The organism is Streptomyces sp. CNT372 (assembly GCF_000377145.1).
This window is the reverse complement of the sequence record NZ_KB897779.1, coordinates 416,165-435,780: the sequence shown is the minus strand read 5'-3', so window position 1 is coordinate 435,780 and position 19,616 is coordinate 416,165. Positions and strand designations below refer to the sequence as shown.

Annotated in this window: 17 protein-coding genes and 1 tRNA gene; 8 read left to right on the top strand and 10 right to left on the bottom strand. The window is 74.5% G+C overall.

Going from position 1 to position 19,616, the window contains the following annotated elements; genetic code table 11:
• The first annotated feature begins 57 nt into the window (after nt 1-57).
• Nucleotides 58-1,728: a DoxX family membrane protein gene (locus tag C593_RS0109870; RefSeq protein ID WP_106434597.1), complete on the top strand. Its 1,671-nt coding sequence runs from the start codon at nt 58-60 to the stop codon at nt 1,726-1,728.
• Between the two features lie 514 nt (nt 1,729-2,242).
• On the opposite strand, the gene C593_RS0109865 is transcribed toward C593_RS0109870, so the two are convergent.
• The 3 genes from C593_RS0109865 to C593_RS0109855 all read right to left on the bottom strand — a co-directional run bounded on the left by C593_RS0109865 (nt 2,243) and on the right by C593_RS0109855 (nt 4,891).
• On the bottom strand, nt 2,243-2,965 hold the full coding sequence (locus C593_RS0109865) for a nucleotidyltransferase family protein (RefSeq protein ID WP_026277544.1): 723 nt from the start codon (nt 2,963-2,965) through the stop codon (nt 2,243-2,245).
• A 97-nt stretch (nt 2,966-3,062) separates the two neighbouring features.
• Nucleotides 3,063-3,497, bottom strand: coding sequence for a hypothetical protein (locus tag C593_RS0109860; protein WP_018847132.1), 435 nt, complete (start codon nt 3,495-3,497; stop codon nt 3,063-3,065).
• A 266-nt stretch (nt 3,498-3,763) separates the two neighbouring features.
• Nucleotides 3,764-4,891, bottom strand: coding sequence for a sn-glycerol-3-phosphate ABC transporter ATP-binding protein UgpC (locus C593_RS0109855; protein WP_018847131.1), 1,128 nt, complete (start codon nt 4,889-4,891; stop codon nt 3,764-3,766).
• A 177-nt stretch (nt 4,892-5,068) separates the two neighbouring features.
• On the opposite strand from C593_RS0109855, the gene C593_RS0109850 reads away from it, so the two are divergent.
• A tRNA-Thr gene (locus C593_RS0109850) sits at nt 5,069-5,145 on the top strand.
• Nucleotides 5,146-5,446: 301 nt separating this feature from the next.
• Here C593_RS0109850 and C593_RS0109845 read toward each other — a convergent pair.
• Nucleotides 5,447-6,838, bottom strand: coding sequence for an FAD-dependent oxidoreductase (locus C593_RS0109845; protein ID WP_018847130.1), 1,392 nt, complete (start codon nt 6,836-6,838; stop codon nt 5,447-5,449).
• 221 nt (nt 6,839-7,059) lie between these two features.
• Here C593_RS0109845 and C593_RS0109840 point away from each other — a divergent pair, with 221 nt between their 5' ends.
• Nucleotides 7,060-7,557 (top strand): GNAT family N-acetyltransferase, encoded by a 498-nt coding sequence (locus C593_RS0109840; protein WP_026277543.1) that lies wholly within the window; start codon nt 7,060-7,062, stop codon nt 7,555-7,557.
• A 75-nt stretch (nt 7,558-7,632) separates the two neighbouring features.
• Here the strand turns inward: C593_RS0109840 and C593_RS0109835 are convergent, their stop codons facing one another.
• Together C593_RS0109835 and C593_RS0109830 are read right to left on the bottom strand one after the other, a co-directional pair.
• Nucleotides 7,633-8,649, bottom strand: coding sequence for a zinc-binding dehydrogenase (locus C593_RS0109835; protein WP_018847128.1), 1,017 nt, complete (start codon nt 8,647-8,649; stop codon nt 7,633-7,635).
• 113 nt (nt 8,650-8,762) lie between these two features.
• Complete coding sequence (locus C593_RS0109830) at nt 8,763-9,944, bottom strand: NAD(P)-binding protein (RefSeq protein WP_018847127.1); 1,182 nt, start codon at nt 9,942-9,944, stop codon at nt 8,763-8,765.
• A gap of 228 nt (nt 9,945-10,172) precedes the next feature.
• Between C593_RS0109830 and C593_RS0109825 the strand changes: the two genes are divergently transcribed.
• Nucleotides 10,173-10,847, top strand: a complete 675-nt coding sequence (locus C593_RS0109825) for a pentapeptide repeat-containing protein (RefSeq protein WP_037745356.1) — start codon at nt 10,173-10,175, stop codon at nt 10,845-10,847.
• Nucleotides 10,848-10,963: 116 nt separating this feature from the next.
• Here the strand turns inward: C593_RS0109825 and C593_RS0109820 are convergent, their stop codons facing one another.
• On the bottom strand, nt 10,964-11,464 hold the full coding sequence (locus C593_RS0109820; protein ID WP_018847125.1) for a hypothetical protein: 501 nt from the start codon (nt 11,462-11,464) through the stop codon (nt 10,964-10,966).
• A gap of 196 nt (nt 11,465-11,660) precedes the next feature.
• Here C593_RS0109820 and C593_RS0109815 point away from each other — a divergent pair, with 196 nt between their 5' ends.
• A complete protein-coding gene (locus C593_RS0109815; RefSeq protein ID WP_018847124.1) occupies nt 11,661-13,067 on the top strand; it encodes a M1 family metallopeptidase in 1,407 nt (468 codons plus the stop codon).
• A 142-nt stretch (nt 13,068-13,209) separates the two neighbouring features.
• On the opposite strand, the gene C593_RS0109810 is transcribed toward C593_RS0109815, so the two are convergent.
• Nucleotides 13,210-13,785 (bottom strand): TerD family protein, encoded by a 576-nt coding sequence (locus C593_RS0109810; protein WP_018847123.1) that lies wholly within the window; start codon nt 13,783-13,785, stop codon nt 13,210-13,212.
• Between the two features lie 173 nt (nt 13,786-13,958).
• On the opposite strand from C593_RS0109810, the gene arfB reads away from it, so the two are divergent.
• Nucleotides 13,959-14,393 (top strand): alternative ribosome rescue aminoacyl-tRNA hydrolase ArfB, encoded by a 435-nt coding sequence (gene arfB / locus C593_RS0109805; RefSeq protein ID WP_018847122.1) that lies wholly within the window; start codon nt 13,959-13,961, stop codon nt 14,391-14,393.
• A gap of 235 nt (nt 14,394-14,628) precedes the next feature.
• Here the strand turns inward: arfB and C593_RS0109800 are convergent, their stop codons facing one another.
• On the bottom strand, nt 14,629-15,132 hold the full coding sequence (locus tag C593_RS0109800) for a flavin reductase (protein ID WP_020610275.1): 504 nt from the start codon (nt 15,130-15,132) through the stop codon (nt 14,629-14,631).
• A 584-nt stretch (nt 15,133-15,716) separates the two neighbouring features.
• Here C593_RS0109800 and cdgB point away from each other — a divergent pair.
• Both cdgB and C593_RS0109790 read left to right on the top strand, forming a co-directional pair.
• Complete coding sequence (cdgB, locus tag C593_RS0109795) at nt 15,717-17,420, top strand: diguanylate cyclase CdgB (RefSeq protein ID WP_018847120.1); 1,704 nt, start codon at nt 15,717-15,719, stop codon at nt 17,418-17,420.
• A gap of 140 nt (nt 17,421-17,560) precedes the next feature.
• Nucleotides 17,561-18,580 carry a carbohydrate-binding protein gene (locus tag C593_RS0109790; protein WP_018847119.1) on the top strand — a complete coding sequence of 340 codons (1,020 nt, stop codon included), beginning with the start codon at nt 17,561-17,563 and terminating at the stop codon, nt 18,578-18,580.
• 99 nt (nt 18,581-18,679) lie between these two features.
• On the opposite strand, the gene C593_RS0109785 is transcribed toward C593_RS0109790, so the two are convergent.
• Nucleotides 18,680-19,603, bottom strand: a complete 924-nt coding sequence (locus C593_RS0109785) for a 1-phosphofructokinase (RefSeq protein WP_018847118.1) — start codon at nt 19,601-19,603, stop codon at nt 18,680-18,682.
• Between the last annotated feature and the right edge of the window lie 13 nt (nt 19,604-19,616).

The window sequence follows — 19,616 nt, the reverse complement described above, 5'->3', positions numbered from 1 at the left end:
GTCTCGGACACATCGAGCCGGGTCTGGCCGTGCCCTAAACACACATCACTCGGTTAGATGAGTGTGGACACCAGAACACCCCGGTCCGGGTTCGATGATCAGCCTGCGCTGAGCATGGTCAAGGTGCACTGCGATCCGGCGCAGGTCATCGTCAACCACGCCAGCTTCCGGGTCCAGCTCGCCCGGAGCCCCCGCCCTGTGCGTGGCCTGGCCGACAACGCGCGGCTCGCCTCCGTCGGCGCCGGAGCGGCCGGCGCCGCGGGCCTGGCGGGAGCGGCGGGCAGATCCGCGCGGCGGCGTGCGCCCGTCGTCTGGAGCGGCAGGTCCGCACCCGGGGACTCGGGCGCGACCGGCCTCCTCCAGGCCGTACGGAACTCCACGACGGACACGCTGGCGCCGTCCGTGCAGGACCCGTACAGCACCGGCGCCACGCAGGTCATCCCGCGAGTGGACCTCGGTGGCGACACCGTGCTGCACCCCGCCGTCACCGACACCGGCGGGTTGCGCCGGGACAAGCCGCTGCTGCCGCCGATGCGGCAGGCGGTCGGGGCGTACGACACCCCGGCGTACGGAAGCGAAGGCGCGGGCCGGGACACCGGCGCGTACGACCTGGCGCCGCTGGACGCCGGCGACCGGGGCCGGTCGGGACCCTCGCACCGGGCCGGCGGAGACCACACGCGCCACGCCTACTACCCGGACCGCCGGGTGAACCTCGGTGTCGTGCTGCTGCCGCTGCGCATCCTGCTCGGCCTGATCTCGGTCTACGCGGGGATGGGCAAGCTCTGCGACCCGGTGTACTTCGACGGCGGCGAGCGCGGCTCGATGGTCCGCTGGCTGGAGTCTCTGGAGCCGTGGGCGCTCGCCGGGCCGATGCGGGACTTCGCCCTGGCCCACCCGGTGGGCTCCGGCCTCACCGTGGCGTTCCTCCAGGTCATCGTGGGTGTGCTGACCCTGCTCGGTCTGTGGCAGCGGGTAGCGGCGGTGGTCGGGGTGCTGCTCTCCGCCGCACTGATCCTCACGGTGAGCTGGCGTACGGTCCCGGTCTACGACGCGCCGGACATCATCTTCCTGGCCGCCTGGTCGCCGCTGATCATCGCGGGTGCGCCGGTCTACTCGGTCGACGCGCGCCTCTCCGGCGAGGCGTGGCGGACCCTCGGGCCGCGCTCGGACATCTGGGACCTGCGGCGGCGGGTGCTGCGCCGCGGCGGGCTGCTCGCGGGTGTCGTCGTCGGTCTGACCATGCTGATCGGCTCGATGCTCGGCGGAGCGGTCCGTTCCACCCAGGTGGTCACGGTCCCGGGGCCGGGCCAGGCGCCGACCAACCACCTCCCCGGGGCGCCGCTCCCGCAGGAGACGGGCACCGACCGCGGTCCGGCGCAGCGCAAGAACACGCCGACGCCGGCCGCGACGCGTTCGGCGACGCCCGAGTCCCGCACCTCGTCGCCCGCGCAGGGGACGGTCCGCGAGACGGCCGGTGCGAGCAGCGGGGCGCCGAGCCAGACGCAGGGCACGGGCGGCGGGCAGCCGGCGACCGGCTCCCGCCCGGCCCCGCCGCCCGCCACCAGCTCCGGCCCCGCGGCCGACAGCGGCACCGGCTCCGGCGGCACGGGCTCCAGCGCCCCGTCCGGCGACGCCTCGGGCGGCGGAGCCGGCGACGACGGCTCCGCACCGGGCGGCAACGGCGGTGGCAGCGGCGGCGGCAAGGTGATCGGCGGCCTGCTGGGCTGAGGGGCGGGCGCCCGGGAGGGGCGCGTGCCGTGGTGAGGGCGGTCGCCGGACATGGTCCGGCGACCGCTCTTCCGCGTGCGTGGTGCGGGGCGGGCGAGGGGTGTTCCCCGGGGAACACCCCTCGCCCGCCCGGCAACCGACGGCTCGGTGGCCGCCTCTGCGGCCACGGGGCGTTCGGGGACGGGCCGTGGGGCCGCTCAGGGATACCAGGGTCGCTCGGGGATGCCGGGGCCGCCTGCCGGATGCCCCTGGCGGCATCCGGCACGGGCGAGCGGGCGGCTGGTGTTCTCGCGGGGAACGTCCTGGGCTCCGGGTGGGCCGGGGCCCTGCCGCGGGGGCGGGCGGCTCTTCGGCGCCGGGACGGGCGGCCCCTGGCCGCCCCCGCTCCCCGAGGATGGAGTTGCGCCCCCAGGGGGCGGACGCGGCCCGAAGCCCAGGGCCCCCGGGCTCCGGGTGAGCCCGGACCCCGCCACGGGCGGGCCTCCCTGCGACGCCGGGACGCGGGCGGCCCGCCTCAGCGGGCCTGCGTGGACAGTTCCCTGGCCGCCTCCGTGAGGTCCTTCGCCGTGTCGATGGCGCGCCAGTAGGCGCCCTGGGGCAGCGGGAAGCCCGCGAGGCGCTTTTCACGCGCCAGGCGCGGGAACGTGGTGCGTTCGTGGTCGCCGACGTCCGGGAGGAGGGCGGTGAACGCGGCGGAGAAGACGTACACGCCCGCGTTGATCAGGAACGGGGACGGCGGGGACTCGATGAAGTCCGTGATGTGGCCGAAGGTGTCCGTCTCCACCGCGCCCCACGGGATGCGCGGCCGGGCCAGGGCCAGGGTCGCCGTCGCGTCGCGCTCGTCGTGGAACGCGGCCATCTCGCGCAGCGAGAAGCGGGTCCAGATGTCGCCGTTCGTCGCGTACCAGGGCCGGTCCGGGTGCGGCAGGCCGGCCGCCGCGTACTTGAGGCCGCCGCCGCGGCCCAGCGGCTCCGACTCCACGACGGTCGTCACCCGCAGCGGCAGGTCCGCGCCGGCCAGCCACTCCTGGAGCACCTCCGCGAGGTGGCCGCAGGAGACGACGGCGTCGGTCACGCCCTCGGCCGCGAGCCAGGCGAGCTGGTGCCCGATGATCGGCGTCCCCGTACCCGGGATCTCGACCATCGGCTTCGGGCGGTCGTCGGTGTAGGGGCGCAGCCGGGAGCCCTGGCCGCCCGCCAGGACCACGGCCTGCGTGGGATGCGTAGGCGTTTGCATGCCGTGAACGATATGTGCAGCCCCGGACGCGACACGGACCGGACCCGTGGTGACGGGTCCGGTCCGTGGGCCGCCCGGGAGGGCGAGGCGCGTGGGGTCAGTGCCCCATGGCCTGCTGGGAGACGCCCGTGGCGAACGAGGTGTCGCAGACGGGGCGGGAGAAGCGCTGGGCGCGCGTCGGGCCGTACTTGTCGACGGCGGCGCGGCCGAGGGTCCGTGCGAGACCGAAGCAGTGCTCGGCGAGCGACGGGCGGGCCTCGACCGCGCGCTGCAGCTCGGTGAGCGCCACGCCGGGGTCCTTGGTGTCCAGGGTGGTGAGCAGCTTCTCGCGCAGCACGTCCTGCGGCGCGGCGGGCATGGCGTCGGTGACGGCCTTCTCGGAGGTCGCGTTCGACGCGGTGAGCAACTGCGACGACTGGGAGTTCTGCCCGGCCCACGGGACGGTGGAGACCGCGAGGGTTCCGGAGAGCACCAGGACGACGGGCAGAACGAGGGCGAGGGTGCGGCCGATTCGGCGGGCTGTGTGGGTCACGGCAGCGAGCGTAGCGGCCGGTGATGGTTTGGCGACATTCAGTCACTCGCGTGGGGGACGGTTCGCGTCCCGCTTTCGAATCGTGTGTTGACGTGCTGGTATGAAGTGCCCTGGTTTCTCGGGTATGTGTACTGCCGCGAGGGCGGTCCGGGTGGTGGGGGCCGGGGCGTGGAAACGGGCCGGGCCCGTACCGCGGGGTGCGGTACGGGCCCGGAACGCGCCGACGGGGGCCGGGAGTTGGCCACCCGGGCCGCGCAGGGGGCGCGTCAGTCGCTGAGGCGCTCGCCCGTCGACGTCGAGAAGACGTGCAGCTCGCCCGGGCGCGGGACGACGTGCAGCTCGCTGCCCTTGTTCGGCACGCTGCGGCCGCCGACGCGCACCACGAGGTCCTTGTGCTCCCCGCCGACGTCGGCGGAGCCGTACACATAGCCGTCGGCGCCGAGTTCCTCGATCACGTTCACCGCGACGGCGAGACCGGCCGGGGCCTCCTTGGAGAGGGAGGAGCCGGTGGCGGCGCCGTGCTCGACCACGTCGAAGTGTTCCGGGCGGACGCCGACGGTGACGGTCCGGTCACCGCGGTCGGCGGCGGCGGTCAGGGCCTCGCGGGAGACCGGGACGACGCTGTTGCCGAACTTCACGCCGCCGTCGGTGATCGGGACCTCGACCAGGTTCATGGCGGGGGAGCCGATGAAGCCGGCGACGAAGAGGTTGGCCGGGCGGTCGTACATGTTGCGCGGCGAGTCGACCTGCTGGAGCAGACCGTCCTTGAGGACCGCCACGCGGTCGCCCATCGTCATGGCCTCGACCTGGTCGTGGGTGACGTAGACGGTGGTGATGCCCAGGCGGCGCTGGAGGGACGCGATCTGGGTACGGGTGGAGACGCGGAGCTTGGCGTCGAGGTTCGACAGCGGCTCGTCCATGAGGAAGACCTGCGGCTCGCGGACGATGGCGCGGCCCATGGCCACACGCTGGCGCTGACCGCCGGAGAGGGCCTTCGGCTTGCGGTCGAGGTACTCGGTGAGGTCGAGGATCTTCGCGGCCTCTTCGACCTTCTTGCGGATCTCGGCCTTGTTGACACCGGCGATCTTGAGCGCGAAGCCCATGTTGTCGGCGACGCTCATGTGCGGGTAGAGCGCGTAGTTCTGGAACACCATGGCGATGTCCCGGTCCTTGGGCGGCAGGTGCGTGACGTCGCGCTCTCCGATGCGGATGGCGCCGCCGTTGACGTCCTCCAGGCCCGCGAGCATGCGCAGGGAGGTGGACTTGCCGCAGCCGGAGGGGCCGACGAGAACGAGGAACTCGCCGTCCTCGATCTCGATCTCGAGCTGGTCGACGGCGGGCTTCTCGGAGCCCGGGTAGACCCGGGTCGCCTTGTCGAACGTGACAGTGGCCATGCTGATGCGTCTCCTTCACCGGCAGGAACGTGCCGGACGATCCGAGTAAGGGAGTGGTGTAGTCCACAGGGGTGGACCTGCGGTGACGCTACCTGGCGAACGCGGATCTGTCAGCAGCCGACGGCGGGCGGAATTCCCGGCCGGGGCGTCGGCGGCGTTGGTTACACTGCTCTCGCTGCCTCCTTAGCTCAGTTGGCCAGAGCGCTTGACTTGTAATCTTGAGGTCGTCGGTTCGATTCCGACAGGAGGCTCCACAGCACGGGACCCCCCGCCGTTCACGGCCGGGGGTCCCCGGCGTTTCCGGGACCGTGCGCCGGGACGGGCCCTCAGCCCGGTGGCCCCGGCATTCGCGCAAGCAGGTGCCCAAAAGCCCCTTGATCCAGGAGACTTGTGCCTTCACGGGGGTGTGGGGTGTTTCGGGTGGACCGGGGAGGGGTGCGTCGGATGGGGCGGCGTTCGGGCGGGTTGATCTCGGCATGGGCCCGCGCCCGGCGCGAGCCGGTACCCCCGGCCCAAGCCCCGGCGGGCGGGGCCCGGCGGGGGGAGCGGCCCGGGTCAGTGGCGGCCCGAGATCCGGTCCGCCAGGGCCGCCAGGCGCGGGGTGGTCGCCGTGTGGGTCGTCGCCTCGCGGTGGTCGGCGCGGCGGTAGGCCGCGTAGAGGGCGTGGACGCCGAGCCAGCGCAGGGGTTCCGGCTCCCATGTGCGGACCTTGTGGCCGACCCACGGGAGGGCGGTCAGATCGGTCGGGCCCGACTGGCCGGAGTCCTGCTGGATCAGATCGCGCAGGGTGCGGGCCGCGAGATTGGCCGTGGCGACGCCGGAGCCGACGTAGCCGCCCGCCCAGCCCAGGCCCGTGGAGCGGTCCAGGGTGACGGTGGCGCACCAGTCGCGGGGCACGCCGAGGACGCCCGACCAGGCGTGGTCGATCCGGACCCCGGCGAGCCGGGGGAAGAAGCGGACCAGGATGTCGCGCAGGGCGTCGACTGTGGCCGGCTGGGTGCGGCCGTCGTTGTCGGTGCGCGAGCCGAAGCGGTACGGGACGCCCCGGCCGCCGATGGCGATGCGGTCGTCGGCGGTCCGCTGGGCGTACATGTAGGCGTGCGCCATGTCGCCGAGGGCCTCCCGGCCGGCCCAGCCGATCTCGTCCCAGACCTCGGCGGGCAGCGGCTCGGTGGCGATCATCGAGGAGTTCATCGGCAGCCAGGTCCGGTGCTGCCCCTTGAGGGAGGCGGTGAAGCCCTCGGTGCAGCGCAGGACATAGGGCGCGCGGACCGTGCCGTACGGGGTGACCGCGTGCTTGGGGCGGATCTCCGTCACCGGGGTGGACTCGTGGATCGTCACGCCCAGCGCCTCGACGGCTGCGGCGAGCCCCTTGAGGAGCTTCACCGGGTGCAGCCGGGCGCCGTGCGGGGTCCAGCTCGACGCGACCGCGCCGCTGACGCGTATCCGCTCGGCGGTCTCGCGGGCACCGAACAGCCTGCGGTCCTTCTCGCCGAAGGCGATCTCCACACTGTGGAAGTCCTTGAGACGGGCGAGCTGGGCCGGGGTGTACGCCACCTCCAGGACGCCGCCCCGGTGGATGTCCGCCTCGATGCCCTCCTCGGCGGCGGTCCGGACGACCTCGTCGACGGTGTCGTTCATGGCCTGCTGGAGGCGGACTGCGGCCTCGTGGCCGTGGGCGCGGGCGTAGCGGTCCCGGCCTGCGATGCCGTTGTAGAGCCAGCCGCCGTTGCGCCCGGAGGCGCCGTAACCGCAGAACCGGGCCTCAAGGACGGCGATGTCGAGGAAGGGGACGGCCTTCTTCAGGTAGTAGGCCGTCCACAGGCCCGTGTAGCCGCCGCCCACGATGCAGACGTCGGCGGTGGTGTCGCCGGGGAGGGGTTCGCGGGGTGCGGAGGCGCCGTCCTGCGCGTACCAGAACGATATGCCGCCGTTGACGGTGTTCATGTGGATCGCTGCTTTCCCTGCCGGTGGTGCGCCTGCGCGCGCTGTGTGGGATGGACCTGTGTGGCACGGACCCATGTGGGGGCGGCCTGTGTGGGGCGGCTCTGTGTGGGTGTCGCCGTGTGGCGGGAATCTACTGCTCCGCCCGCGCGGGCGCGACGTGCGGGTGTTCACCGGGTGGACCCCCCTCGCGCGCCGAGGCGGCGCCGGTGCAGGCTGGGCGCATGATTCGTACCGCAGCGCCCGCCGATGTGCCCGTGATCCACGAGATGGTCCGCGAACTCGCGGACTACGAGAAGGCCCTCCAGGAAGTGCGGGCCACCGAGGAGCAGTTGCGCGAGGCGCTGTTCGGCGAGCACCCGGCCGCCTTCGCGCACATCGCGGAGACGGACGACGGGCAGGTGGCCGGGTTCGCGCTGTGGTTCCTCAACTTCTCGACCTGGCGCGGTGTGCACGGCATCTACCTGGAGGACCTGTATGTGCGCCCGCACCTGCGCGGCGGCGGCCACGGCCGGGCGCTGCTCGCGGAGCTGGCGCGGATCTGCGCCGAGCGCGGGTACGAGCGGCTGGAGTGGGCGGTGCTGAACTGGAACGCGCCGTCCATCGCGTTCTACGAGTCCCTGGGGGCACGGCCGCAGGACGAGTGGACGGTGTACCGGCTGACGGACGAGGCCCTGGCCCGGCTCGGCACGGTGGACCCGGTGCGCACCGCGGCGGAGTGAGCCCCTGGTCCGGTTCGGGCGCGTTCGGGCCCCGTTCCGGGCGCGCCCCTTCTCACCTGCCCGGGGACTCCGCCGTCACCTGCCCGGGGAACCGGCCGGGTCCGGGACGAGGACGACCTTGCCGACCGTCCCCCGGCTCTGGAGCGCGCGGTGCGCCTCGGCCGCCCGGTGCAGCGCGAAGCGGGTCACGGCGGGGCGCAGCCGGCCGGCCGCCGCCTCGGCGAGCGCGCGGGTCTCCAGGGCGCGCAGGCCGCCGGCCCGCTCCAGCATGGCCGGGCCGAGGACGCTCTCGGAGGTGATACCCCGGGCGGCGAGCTCCGCCTCGGTGAAGACGGGCGGGGCGTCCTCGAAGCCCTGGCTGGACCAGCCGAAGACGACGATCCGCCCGCCCTTGCCGAGGAAGCCCGCCGCCTCCCGGGCGACCTCGCCCCCGACGGAGTCGTAGAGCACGGTGGCCCGGCGGTCGCCGAGGTGCTCGCGGACCCGGTCGGGCCAGTCGGGGCGGGTGTAGTCGACGGCCAGGTCCGCGCCGTTCGCGCGGACGCGCGCGGTCTTCGCGGGCCCGCCGGCCAGCCCGACGACGCGCGCCCCGGCGTTCTTCGCGTACTGGACGACCAGGGTGCCGATGCCGCCGGCGGCCGCCGGGACGAGGACGGTGTCGGCCGGGCCGAGGTCGGTGAACTGGAGGATGCCGAGGGCGGTGCGGCCGGTGCCGATCATGGCGACGGCGCCCGCCGGGTCGAGGTCGTCCGGGATCGCGTGCAGGCGGTCGGCCCCGGTGACGGCGAGTTCCGCGTAACCGCCGGGGTTCATGCCGATGTGGGCGACGACGGACGTGCCGAGCCAGGCCGGGTCGACCCCTTCGCCGAGGGCGTCGACCGTGCCCGCGATCTCGCGTCCGGGGATCGTGGGCAGTTCGACGGGGGTCGGGTAGGGGCCCTGGATCCCCTCGCGGAGGGCCGCGTCCAGGAGATGGACCCCGGCCGCGGCGACGGCGACGCGCACCTGGCCGGGGCCGGGGACGGGGTCCGGCACGGTCTCGTGGACGAGGTTCTCGGCGGGACCGAAGGTGTGCAGGCGTACGGCGTGCATGAGGCGGGCTCCCTGGGTGCGGTCCGGACGCCCCGTCCGGAGGTGCGCTCCGGGCGGGCGCTGCGGATGTGGTCGGCCGGGAGCCCACTCTCCGACCTCAAGTCTGCTTGAGGTCAAGCGGTGCCGAGGGCGCGGCGGGCCCGGCGCGGGCCGGCGCGCAGCGCGAGGGACACCGCCTCCAGCGCCGAGGTGAAGGACACCTCGCTGAGCAGTCCGGGCGCGGCGACCTGGTCGCCGACCAGGTAGACCCCGTCGCCCCGGTCGATCGCGGGCCGGTCGCGCCAGGTGGTGCCGGGGAGGTCGACGGCGCCGGTGCGGCCCTGGGAGAGGGCGTTGCGGCGCCACTCGGTGCGGTCGCGCCAGCCGGGGAAGCCGAGGTCGAGGAGGGCGTCGGCGCGTGCGACGCCCTCGGTCTTCGGCTCTTCGGGGGCGACCGGGACATGGCACTGGAGGAGGGACTGCCCGGCGGGGGCCAGGGTGCGGTCCTGCGCGCTGAAACGTTCGACCCAGCCGGGGGCGTCGAGGTCGGAGACGATGAACGGGTCCCCCGTGCGGGTGCGCAGGGCGAGGTCGACGAGGGTGGTGCGGCCGCTCGTCCAGCGCAGGGTGTCGTCGCCGAGGAGCGAGCGGGCCGCGTCCAGGGAGGTCGCGACCACGACCGGGCCGTGGTCCGCGGGCAGCGCGTCGACCCGGGCGGTGGTCTCGACGCGGACGCCGAGTTCCCGGGCCCGGTCGGCCATCCGGTCGACGAGGGTGCCCCAGCCGCCGACCGGGTAGCGGGCCTGCGGGGGCAGCGCGGTCACCCTGCGCAGGCGCTCCTGTACGAAGCGGGCGGAGAGCGAGCCGGGGTCGTGGTGGAACAGGGCCACCCCGATGAAGTGCGCGGCCGCCCGCGCCGCCGTCTCCCCGGCGACGCCGGTGGCCCAGCTCAGGTAGTCGCTGTCCACGGGCGCCTCGGCGGCCGGGCGGCGGGCCAGGCCGAGCAGTCCGCGCGGCGGGGCGACGCGGAGGGCGCCGCCGCGGCGGAAGCGGAAGCGGACCAGCTCGCGTGCCGGTACGGAGGCCACGGAGCCGCGGGGCAGCAGGCCGCGCCCGCTGAGCCAGCTCCAGTGCGGGCCGCTGCGGTAGAGGGCGTGCGGGCCGTCGTTGGTGCGGTAGGGGCCGTCGGCGGTGCGGGCCCGTCCGCCGAGGGTGTGGTGCGCTTCGTGGAGGGTGACCCGGGCGCCGGACTCGGCGGCGCTGATGGCCGCGGTGAGTCCGGCGAAGCCGCCGCCGACGACCGTGATCTTCTGCATGTCCGCTCTCTCCCTGAGGTGCCGTGACGTGCTGTGGCGTGGTGTTGTCGCTGTGCGGTGTGTGCTGTGTGCTGCGTGATGCGTGCTGCGCGTTGTGCGTCGTGCCGGGTGCGGCGGGTGCGGCGGGCCGCGCGTGCGAACCGCCGTCACGGATACGACGGGTGGCGGGTGCGCGGTTGTGACATCGCGGCCGGGGAGTTGTCAGTGGCGTGCGTCACGATGGAGGGCATGGCGAGGACGCGTGGGAAGGCGGCGCCCACCGTGGCGGTCGCGCGGGTGACCGAGGTGCGGCTGCCACCGCTGGCTCCCTTCGCGGGAACCGGCCTGGAGCCGGACGGGGACTACGACGGGGTGGAGTTCGCCGGGCTCGACCTCGGCGGGCAGCAGGGCGCGGGGGCGCGCTTCATCGACTGCGCGCTGGAGGGGACGGGGCTGGCCGGCGCCCGGTTCGTGGACAGCGTGCTGGACGGGGTGCGCGGGGTGGGCACGGACCTGGCGGGGGCCTCGCTGCGGGACGTGGAGATCAGGGAGGCCCGCCTCGGCGGGGTGCAGGCCCACGGTTCGGCCCTGACGGGCGTGGTGGTGAGGGGAGGCAAGATCGACTATCTGAATCTTCGGGAGGCGAAGCTGACGGACGTGGTCTTCGACGGGTGCGTGCTCGCCGAGGCCGACTTCGCGGGGGCGGGACTGGAGCGGGTGGCGTTCCCGAACTGCGTGCTGCGGCGGGTGGACTTCACCGCCGTGGTGATGAAGGACGTCGACCTGCGCGGTGCGGCGGAGCTCGGCATCGCGCGCGGGGTGGAGCGGCTCACGGGCGCGGTGATCGACTCCGGGCAGCTCTTCGACCTGGCCCCGGCGTTCGCGGCGCAGATCGGGGTGCGGGTGGTGGACGGCGGCGCCTGAGGGTGCGGCGGGGCGGGGCTCGGGGCCGGGGGATTTTCCGGCACGGGCGGCCGGGGGTCAGGGCGTGCGGGGGAACTCCCGGCCGGGGCGGCCGGAGGTCAGGGCGTGCGAGGCGGTCAGGGCGTGCGGGGGAAGCGGGCCTGGAGGTCCCAGACCGCCGGGTTGTCGGCGAGGGACTCGTGCATGTCGCACAGGTCGGCGACCAGGTCGTGCAGGAAGTCCCTTGCCTCGCGGCGCAGTTCGGTGTGGGCGAAGGTCAGCGGCCGCTCGTCGCCCGGCATCCAGTCGGCCTCCACGTCGACCCAGCCGAAGCGGCGCTCGAAGAGCATCCGGTCGGCGGACTCGGTGAAGTCGATCTCGGCGTACTGCGGTTTGGCGGCGCGGCTGCCGAGCGGGTCGCGGTCGAGCCGCTCGACGGTGTCGCAGAGGGCCCAGGCGAAGTCGAGCACGGGCACCCATCCCCAGGCTGTGGACACCTCGCGGTCGGCCTTGGTGTCCGCGAGGTAGACGTCGCCGCAGAAGAGGTCGTGGCGCAGCGCGTGGACGTCCGCGCGCCGGTAGTCGGTCTGCGGGGGGTCGGGGAAGCGCCGGGAGAGGGAGTAGCCGATGTCGAGCACACGGGGATGGTGTCATGCGGCGGCGCGCCCCCGGGCCGTGCGGTGAGGCCGGCCCCCTCGGGGCCCCGGCCCCACCCGCCCCGCGGCCCGGGCGCGGCGGTGCCGGCCCGGCCGCGCCCGGACCGCGTTTCCCCGGCCGGGCCGCGGCCCGCCCCGCCCGCCGGAGCGCGGCGCACCCGCGGCCTAGGATCCTGGTGTGGAACCGCGTGCCCCCTTCCGTCCCCTCGCCTCCGGCCTCGTCGTCCTGACGGTGCTGCTGGGTGCGGCGTGCACACCGGTCGCGACGGGCGTGCGCGGTGAGCCGGGGGCGGCCGGGCTGCGTGACCCGTACTTCCCGAAGCAGGGCAACGGCGGGTACGACGTCCAGCGGTACGACCTGACCCTCGGCTACGACCCCGCCACCGGCCGGCTCGACGGCACCGCCGAGGTCACCGCCAGGGCCACCCAGGACCTCAGCGCCTTCCATCTGGACCTGCACGGGCTGACCGTGCGCGAGGTCACGGTGGACGGGCGGCCCGCCGCCGCCAACCGGGCCGGCGACGAACTGACCGTCCGCCCCCGCCGGGACATCGACGAGGGCGCCCGCTTCCGGACCGTCGTCCGCTACTCCGGTGTCCCGGCCACCGTCACCGGCGCCGACGGCTCCCGCGAGGGCTGGCTGCCCCTGCCCGGCAGGGGCGCGGTCGCCCTGGGCCAGCCCACCGGCTCCGCGGCCTGGTTCCCCGGCAACCACCACCCCTCCGACAAGGCCGTCTACGAGATCACGGTCACCGTGCCCGAGGGCACCGACGCCGTCGCGGGCGGCGAGCGGACCGCCGGGCGCACCCGCGACGGGCGGACCACCACGGTCTGGCGCTCGGCGGAGCCGATGGCGAGCTATCTCGCCACCCTCGCCATCGGCGACCTGCGGGTCACCACCTCCCGCACCGCCTCCGGTCTGCCGGTGGTCACGGCGGTCGACCCGTCCTCGGCCGGGAAGGCGGCGGGACTGCTGCGCAGGATCCCGGAGTTCGTGGAGTGGTGCGCGGCACGCTTCGGCCCGTATCCGTTCTCCTCGGCGGGCGCGGTCGTCGTCCCGGCCGGTCGGGTGGGTTACGCGCTGGAGACGCAGACCCGGCCCGTCTTCCCGCTGGACGCCTTCGACGAGGAGACCGTGGTCCACGAGTTCGCCCACCAGTGGTTCGGCAACTCCGTCACGCCCGAGTCCTGGCGCGACCTCTGGCTGAGCGAGGGCTTCGCCACCTACGCGGAGTGGCTGTGGCTGGACGACTCCGGCCGGACGCCGGTCGCCGAGAGCTTCACCTCGGCCTACGAGGACGAGGCGAACTGGGCGTTCCCGCCCGCCGAACCGCCCGGCCGCGAGGACCTGTTCGCCCCGCCGGTGTACGAGCGCTCCGCGATGGTGCTGCACCGGCTGCGCCAGGAGGTGGGCGACCGCGTGTTCTTCGCGATCGTGCGCGGCTGGGCGGCGGAGCACCGCCACGGCAACGCCTCCACCGAGGAGTTCATCGCCTACGCGCAGGCGCGGGCCGGCGACCGAGACCTCGGGCCCCTGTGGGACGCCTGGCTGTACGGGGACGGCCGCCCGCCCCTCGCCCGCTGAACCGGCCCCGGGGCCGGTGGGTGTCCGCCGGTCCCGGGCGGCGTCGTCCGGCCCCGGGCACCCATGCCCACGCGAACGCCACGGCCCCGGCCCGCGGCGCGCTCGCCGGGACCGGGGCCGTGGGCCGCTCGGGACGGCCGGGTCAGATGTTGACGCCGAAGTCGCGGGCGATGCCCTCCAGACCGGAGGCGTAACCCTGGCCGACGGCGCGGAACTTCCACTCCGAGCCGTTGCGGTAGAGCTCGCCGAAGACCATCGCGGTCTCGGTGGCCGCGTCCTCGCTGAGGTCGTAGCGCGCGATCTCGGCGCCGCCCGCCTGGTTGACGATGCGGATGTAGGCGTTGCGCACCTGGCCGAAGTTCTGCGAGCGGGCGACCGCGTCGTAGATGGAGACCGGGAACACGATCTTGTCGACGTCGGCGGGGAGACCCGCGAGGTTGACGTTGATCTGCTCGTCGTCGCCGCCGCCCTCGCCGGTGCGGTTGTCGCCGGTGTGGACGATGGTCTGGTCCGGCGTCGCCTTGTTGTTGAAGAAGACGAAGTGGGCGTCGGAGGCGACCCTGCCCGCGGCGTTGACGCCGATCGCGGAGGCGTCGAGGTCGAAGTCCGTGCCGGTGGTGGTGCGGACGTCCCAGCCGAGGCCGACCGTGACGGCGGTCAGGCCCGGTGCCTCCTTGGTGAGCGAGACGTTGCCGCCCTTGGACAGGCTTACTGCCATCGGGAAGTCCCCTTCGGTTCGGGTGCGGGCCGTGTCTGCGGCCGTCGGATGCCGGCGAAGTTACCGTCATCCGTCATAACGCGGACAGGGGACCGCCAGGTTCCACGATCCGCGCGCCTTCTCGGCCGGCGGCCGGGAAATGCGCGTGACGGCCGCGTGCCGGCCGGGGGACCATGGGTGTCATGTCCGGTCCCTACATCATCCGCGGTTCGGTCTCCTTGCCGGAGGCCGAGCTCCAGTGGCGTTTCTCGCGCTCCTCGGGGCCGGGCGGCCAGCATGTCAACACCAGTGACTCGCAGGTCGAGCTGCGCTTCGACCTCGCGGGCACGCAGGCGCTCCCGCCGGTCTGGAAGGAACGCGCGCTGGAGCGGCTGGCGGGCCGCCTGGTGGACGGTGTGATCGCTGTTCGCGCTTCGGAGCACCGCTCTCAGTGGCGCAACCGTGAGACGGCGGCGGTGCGGCTCGCCTCGCTGCTGGCGGAGGCGTCGGCCCCGCCGCCGAGGCCGCGCCGTCCGACGAAGATCCCCCGGGGCATCAACGAGCGGCGCCTGCGCGAGAAGAAGCAGCGCGCCGAGACCAAGCGGGGCCGCTCGGGCCGCGACTGGTGACCCGGCGCGGGCACCGCGCCCGCGACCCGGGCCCGCCCACGACCCCGCCCGGGCCGGCCACGGGCCCGCGACCGTGCACCGCACCCAAGGCCCGCGCCCGCCACGGGCCGCGACCGTGCCCCGCGCCCGCGACCCGGACCGTGCCCGGGAACCCGACCCGGCCCGCCACGTGCCCGCGACCGCCACCCGAGACCCGGGCCCGCCCACGACCCCGCCCGTGCCTCCGCCCCCCGGCTCACCGCAACTGCCGGTACCTCCCCTTGAAGTACGTCAGCGGCCCCCCGCCCTCCCCGGCGTCGATGTCCGCCGCCAGCACCCGCCCGATCACCAGCGTGTGGTCACCCGCCTCGACCCGCTGCTCGGTCCGGCACTCCAGCACCGCGAGCGCGCCCCCGATCAGCGGCGCCCCGCACACCTCGCCCCGCCGCCACTCCAGGTCCTCGAAGAGCAGCCGGTCGCTGACCCGGCCCTTCATCGCGAACCGGCCGGCGATCTGCCGCTGGTGTTCGGCGAGCACCGACACGCCCCACAGCGGCTGTTCCGCGAGCAGGTCGTCCATCCGGGAGCCGTTGCGCAGGCTCACCATCACCAACGGCGGGTCGAGCGAGACCGACAGGAACGCGGTCGCGGTCATCCCCACGTCCTCGCCGCGCGGGCCGTGGTCCTCGTCGAACGCGGTGACCAGCACCACGCCCGCCGCCAGGCGGGACATCGCGGCGCGGAACTCTTCGTTGCTCACCCCTTCAGCATGGGGGACGGCCGCGGCGCGGGGGACGGCGGCGCCGGCGGGAGCGGCTTCGGTCGCGGCGGCTTCGGTGGGAGAGGGGATCGTCGGGAACACAACAAGCACGCTAGCCGGGCCCGCCCGCCGCCCGCATCGGACCTCGGAACCAGCCGGGACCTAGGTCCCATGCCGGTGAACCCGAGGTCGTGTCCGGACATCCCTGGGACTTCCGGCGGCACCCGGGTACATTTCCCCGCACGTTCGCCGAATGCCTCCCGTCCGCCTCACCTCCGGGGCGCGATCCGGCCGCGTGGGCGTGTGCACCGCGCGGACCATTCGGTTACCGGGAGTAGGCCCGCCGGTGTCCGGGAAACTGGTTGTGCGTTCAAGAAAAGCGAGGTCGGCGGGGTGGGGTGCGATCAACCCACCATCAGCCAATGTGACTTGAGTCACAGAGTGCAGTAATTGTTGACCCTGTGTACCGGCTAGGCAGCTCGCTGTGATTCAGTGGCCGGGATACCGCGACGAGTAGGCCGAACGAAGTACGCCGATCACCACCCTGGAGTTGCTGTCGAAGTCTCGGGGAGAGCGAGCGAGCCATGGAGACCGAGTCGGAGCCCTACGTCCGTCTTGCGACCCTGCGGCAGCTCCACCAGGTCGTCGCCGAGCTGAACACGGCCCGCAGCCTGGCCGACACCCTGCAGACCGTCGCCGACGGCGTGGTCGCGGGCCTCGGATACGAGCTCGCCTGCGTCAACCTCGTCCGCCCCGACGGCGATCTGGTCGTCGCCGCCTTCGCCGGGAGCGCCGCGGCCGAGGCCCTGATCACCGGCCGGGTCGGCTCTCGCGCCTCCTGGGAGCGCCGGCTCTCCATGGGGGAGGGCTGGGGCGACCTGCGGTTCATACCGCACACCGAGGGCTGGGTCCTGATGGAGGACGACGTCCCCCAGTGGCACACCGACGGCCCCGAGCCCCGCTTCGAGGACGAGTGGCACCCGCAGGACCGGCTCTACGCGCCGATGTACGCCTCCGGCGGCGGGCGCGAGCTGCTCGGCGTCATCTCGGTGGACCGCCCGCGCAACGGCCGCCGCCCCGGACCGTGGGGTCAGGAAGCCCTCCAGATGTACGCCTCGCAGGCCGGTATCGCGATCAGCAACGCGCGCCTGCGTGCGAACATGCAGCGCGCCCTGGTCCGGCTGGAGCGTGAGCAGCAGGCCCTGCGCGCCAGCGAGGAATCCTTCCGGCAGGCCTTCGAGTACGCCCCCAGCGGCATGGCCATCGCGGAGATGGGCGGCGAGCAGCACGGCCGCCTGCTGCGCACCAACGACGCCCTCTGCCGCCTGCTGGGCCGGCCCGCCTCCGCGATGCGGCGCTACGCCTTCGCCGACCTCGTCCACCCCGACGACGTCGGCACCCTGCTGCGTACCTCGGCCGAGGGCGGCCGGGCCGAGATACGCCTCAGCCGCCGGGACGGCAGCTATGTCTGGGTCTCCCTGCGGAACTCCGTGGTCGCCGACACCGCCGACGGCCCCCGCTTCCTCCTCACCCACGTCGAGGACATAGAGGACCGCAAGCGCCATGAGCTCCAGCTCGCGCACCGGGCCTCCCACGACGCCCTGACCGGCCTGCCGAACAGCGCCGAACTGCGGGCCCGGCTCAGCGCCCGGCTCTGCGAGCGCCCCGGGGCCGGCCGCCCCGGCGACGTCGACGCGCTGGACGCGGCCTACGAGGAGGCCGCCTACGCCGGTGACGGATACGGCGGTGACGGTTATCACGGCGACTACCACGGCGACTACCACGGTGACGGATACCACGACGACGGCTTCGGCTTCGACGCCGTCGGCAGCCGCCCGTACGACCACCACGTCCACATGGTCGCGCCGGACGACGAGTACGACGACGGCACCAAGGGGCTCGCGGTCCTCTTCTGCGACCTGGACGGGTTCAAGTCGATCAACGACCGCTTCGGGCACCAGACCGGGGACGCGGTCCTGGTCGAGGTCGCCCGCCGGCTCACCACCGGCGTCCGCGACGGGGACACCGTGGCCCGCCTCGGCGGCGACGAGTTCGTGGTCCTCGCGGACGGCCTCGGCGCGGCGGACGCGGCCGATCTCGCCGTCCGCCTGCGGAACGCCATCATCCTGCCGATCCGGGTCGGCGGCCGGGGCGTCCGGGTCGGGGCCAGCTTCGGTATCGGGTGGGCGAGTTGCGGGATGTCGGTCGACGAGGTCCTCACCTCCGCCGACCAGCGCATGTACGTGGAGAAGCGCTCGCGGTCCAAGGTCCACCGCCGCGCGGGCTGAGCGGCGGGACGAGACGAGCCTCACAGCGGTGGGCAGTTGCGGCACGGGCGGATGAGGCACAGGACACCCGATGGGGTGAGTGGAACCGGGTAGGCTCGCCTGGCGTCGGCATCTGTCGACGAGAGGTGAGGAGTGACTGGATGACGGCCGCGAACAACGGCGCAGGCACGCCCGAGGACGACGACCCGTTCGGCTACCTGTACGAGGACGGGCAGCAGGCGGGGGCCACCCCGCCCGGCCAGGGCCGCGGCGGCTACGGCTACCCGGGTCCGGCCCCGCAGCCGGGCGTCCCCCGGACCTCGTACAACCAGGTCCGCACGGTCGGCGAGCGCCGTCAGTACGCCCAGCAGGTCCCCCCGCAGCAGCAGGGCGGCTACGGCTACCCGCCCCCGCAGCAGCCGTACGGCCAGCAGGGCTACGGCCGGCCGACCGCCGCGTACGCCGCCCCCGAGACGTACCCGGGGGCGCCGAACCGCCAGACGGCGGCCATGCCCTCCGGCGGCCCGGTCCAGGGCGGCCGCGGCCGCGGCGGCGGTCCGAACACCCGCGGGCTCCTGATCGGCGCGATCGCGGTGGTCGCGGTGGTCGTCATCGGTATCGGCGCGGCGCTGATGACCGGCGGCGACGGGGAGGACGACGCGAAGGGCGACCCGGGCGCGGGCACCTCCCCGACGGCGGCGGAGTCGGTGAAGCCGAGCGAGCCGCCGTCGAAGAAGCCGGACGCGCCGGCCGAGCTCCCGAAGCAGGACGCGGCGACGCTGACCCTCGGCGGCCCGGCCGCCACCGGCACCGACGTCCCCGGCGCCAAGGGCACCGGCGGCGCCTATGTGATGTTCAACGGCGAGGGCGGCTCGGCGAGCTGGTCCGTGGAGGTCCCCGAGGCCGGCCCCTACACGATGTACCTCACGTACAGCGTGCCGGGGAAGGACGCCAAGACCTCGCTGACCATCAACGGCCAGCAGCCGCGCGAGATCAACATGTCCAACTTCGCGAAGGCCGCCGAGGGCGACTGGGAGAAGGGCTGGACCAACACCTACTCCTTCGTCGAGCTGGAGAAGGGCAAGAACGACCTCAGGATCTCCTGCGAGGCGGGCAACCAGTGCGAGGCCTACCTCGACCAGGTGTGGCTGGAGGCCGGGCACAAGAAGAAGAGCGGCTGACACCCGCCACATGCGACGACGACCCCTGCCTCCGGGCGGGGGTCGCGGCGTCTCCGGCCCCGGCCGGGGGCACGTTTCGTCGGCCCGGTCGGCGGGGGCTCAGCCCGCCCCCTCCTCCGTCACCGTCACCCCGCCCCGGAACTCCGCGTACGCCGCTGCGTCGAACTCGCCCGCCGCCGGGGCGAGGACCGTCGCCGAGGCGAGGGCGGTCGCGCGGGTCAGGCGGGCGGGCCAGTCGAGGCCCTCGACCAGGGCCGAGAGGAGGCCCGCGACCGCCGAGTCCCCCGCGCCGGTCGGGTTGCCGCGGACCGGGGACGGCGGGGCCGCCCGCCAGGCGCCCTCCGCCGTGGCGGCGAGCAGTCCGTCCGGGCCGAGGGAGCCGACCACCGCGTGCGCGCCCCGGCGCCGCGCGTCGCGCACCGCGCGCAGCGGCTCGCGGGAGCCGGTGAGCCCGGCCAGCTCCGCCGCGTTCGGCTTGATCACGTCGGGCCGGGCGGCCACTCCGCGCCGCAACGGTTCGCCGCTGGTGTCCAGGAGGACGGGGACGCCCGCGGCGCGGGCGCGGCGGACCAGGTCCGCGTAGGCGCCGACGTGGACGCCCGGCGGGAGGCTGCCGCAGAGGGCGACCGCCTCGGCACCGGCCAGCAGTCCGTCGTACGCGGTGAGGAACGCGGCCCACTCGTCCGGCGCGACGGCCGGGCCGGGTTCGTTGAACTGGGTGGTGTCGCCGCTCGCGGTGTCCGCCACCGCGAGGGTGCGGCGGGTGGCCCCGGCGACCGGCACCAGCGCCTCGCGCACCGGCAGGGGTGCGAGCAGCTCCCGCAGGACCGCTCCGGTGTGCCCGCCCGCGAAGCCGGTCACCGTGCAGTCGTGGCCGAGGGCGGCGAGCACCCGGGCGACGTTGACGCCCTTGCCGCCGGGGCGTTCGCGTACCCCCGTCGCCCGGTGCACGCCGTGCGGGACGAGGGCCGGGACGTCGTAGGTGATGTCCAGGGCGGCGTTGAGCGTGACCGTCAGGATCACCCGTGCACCCCTT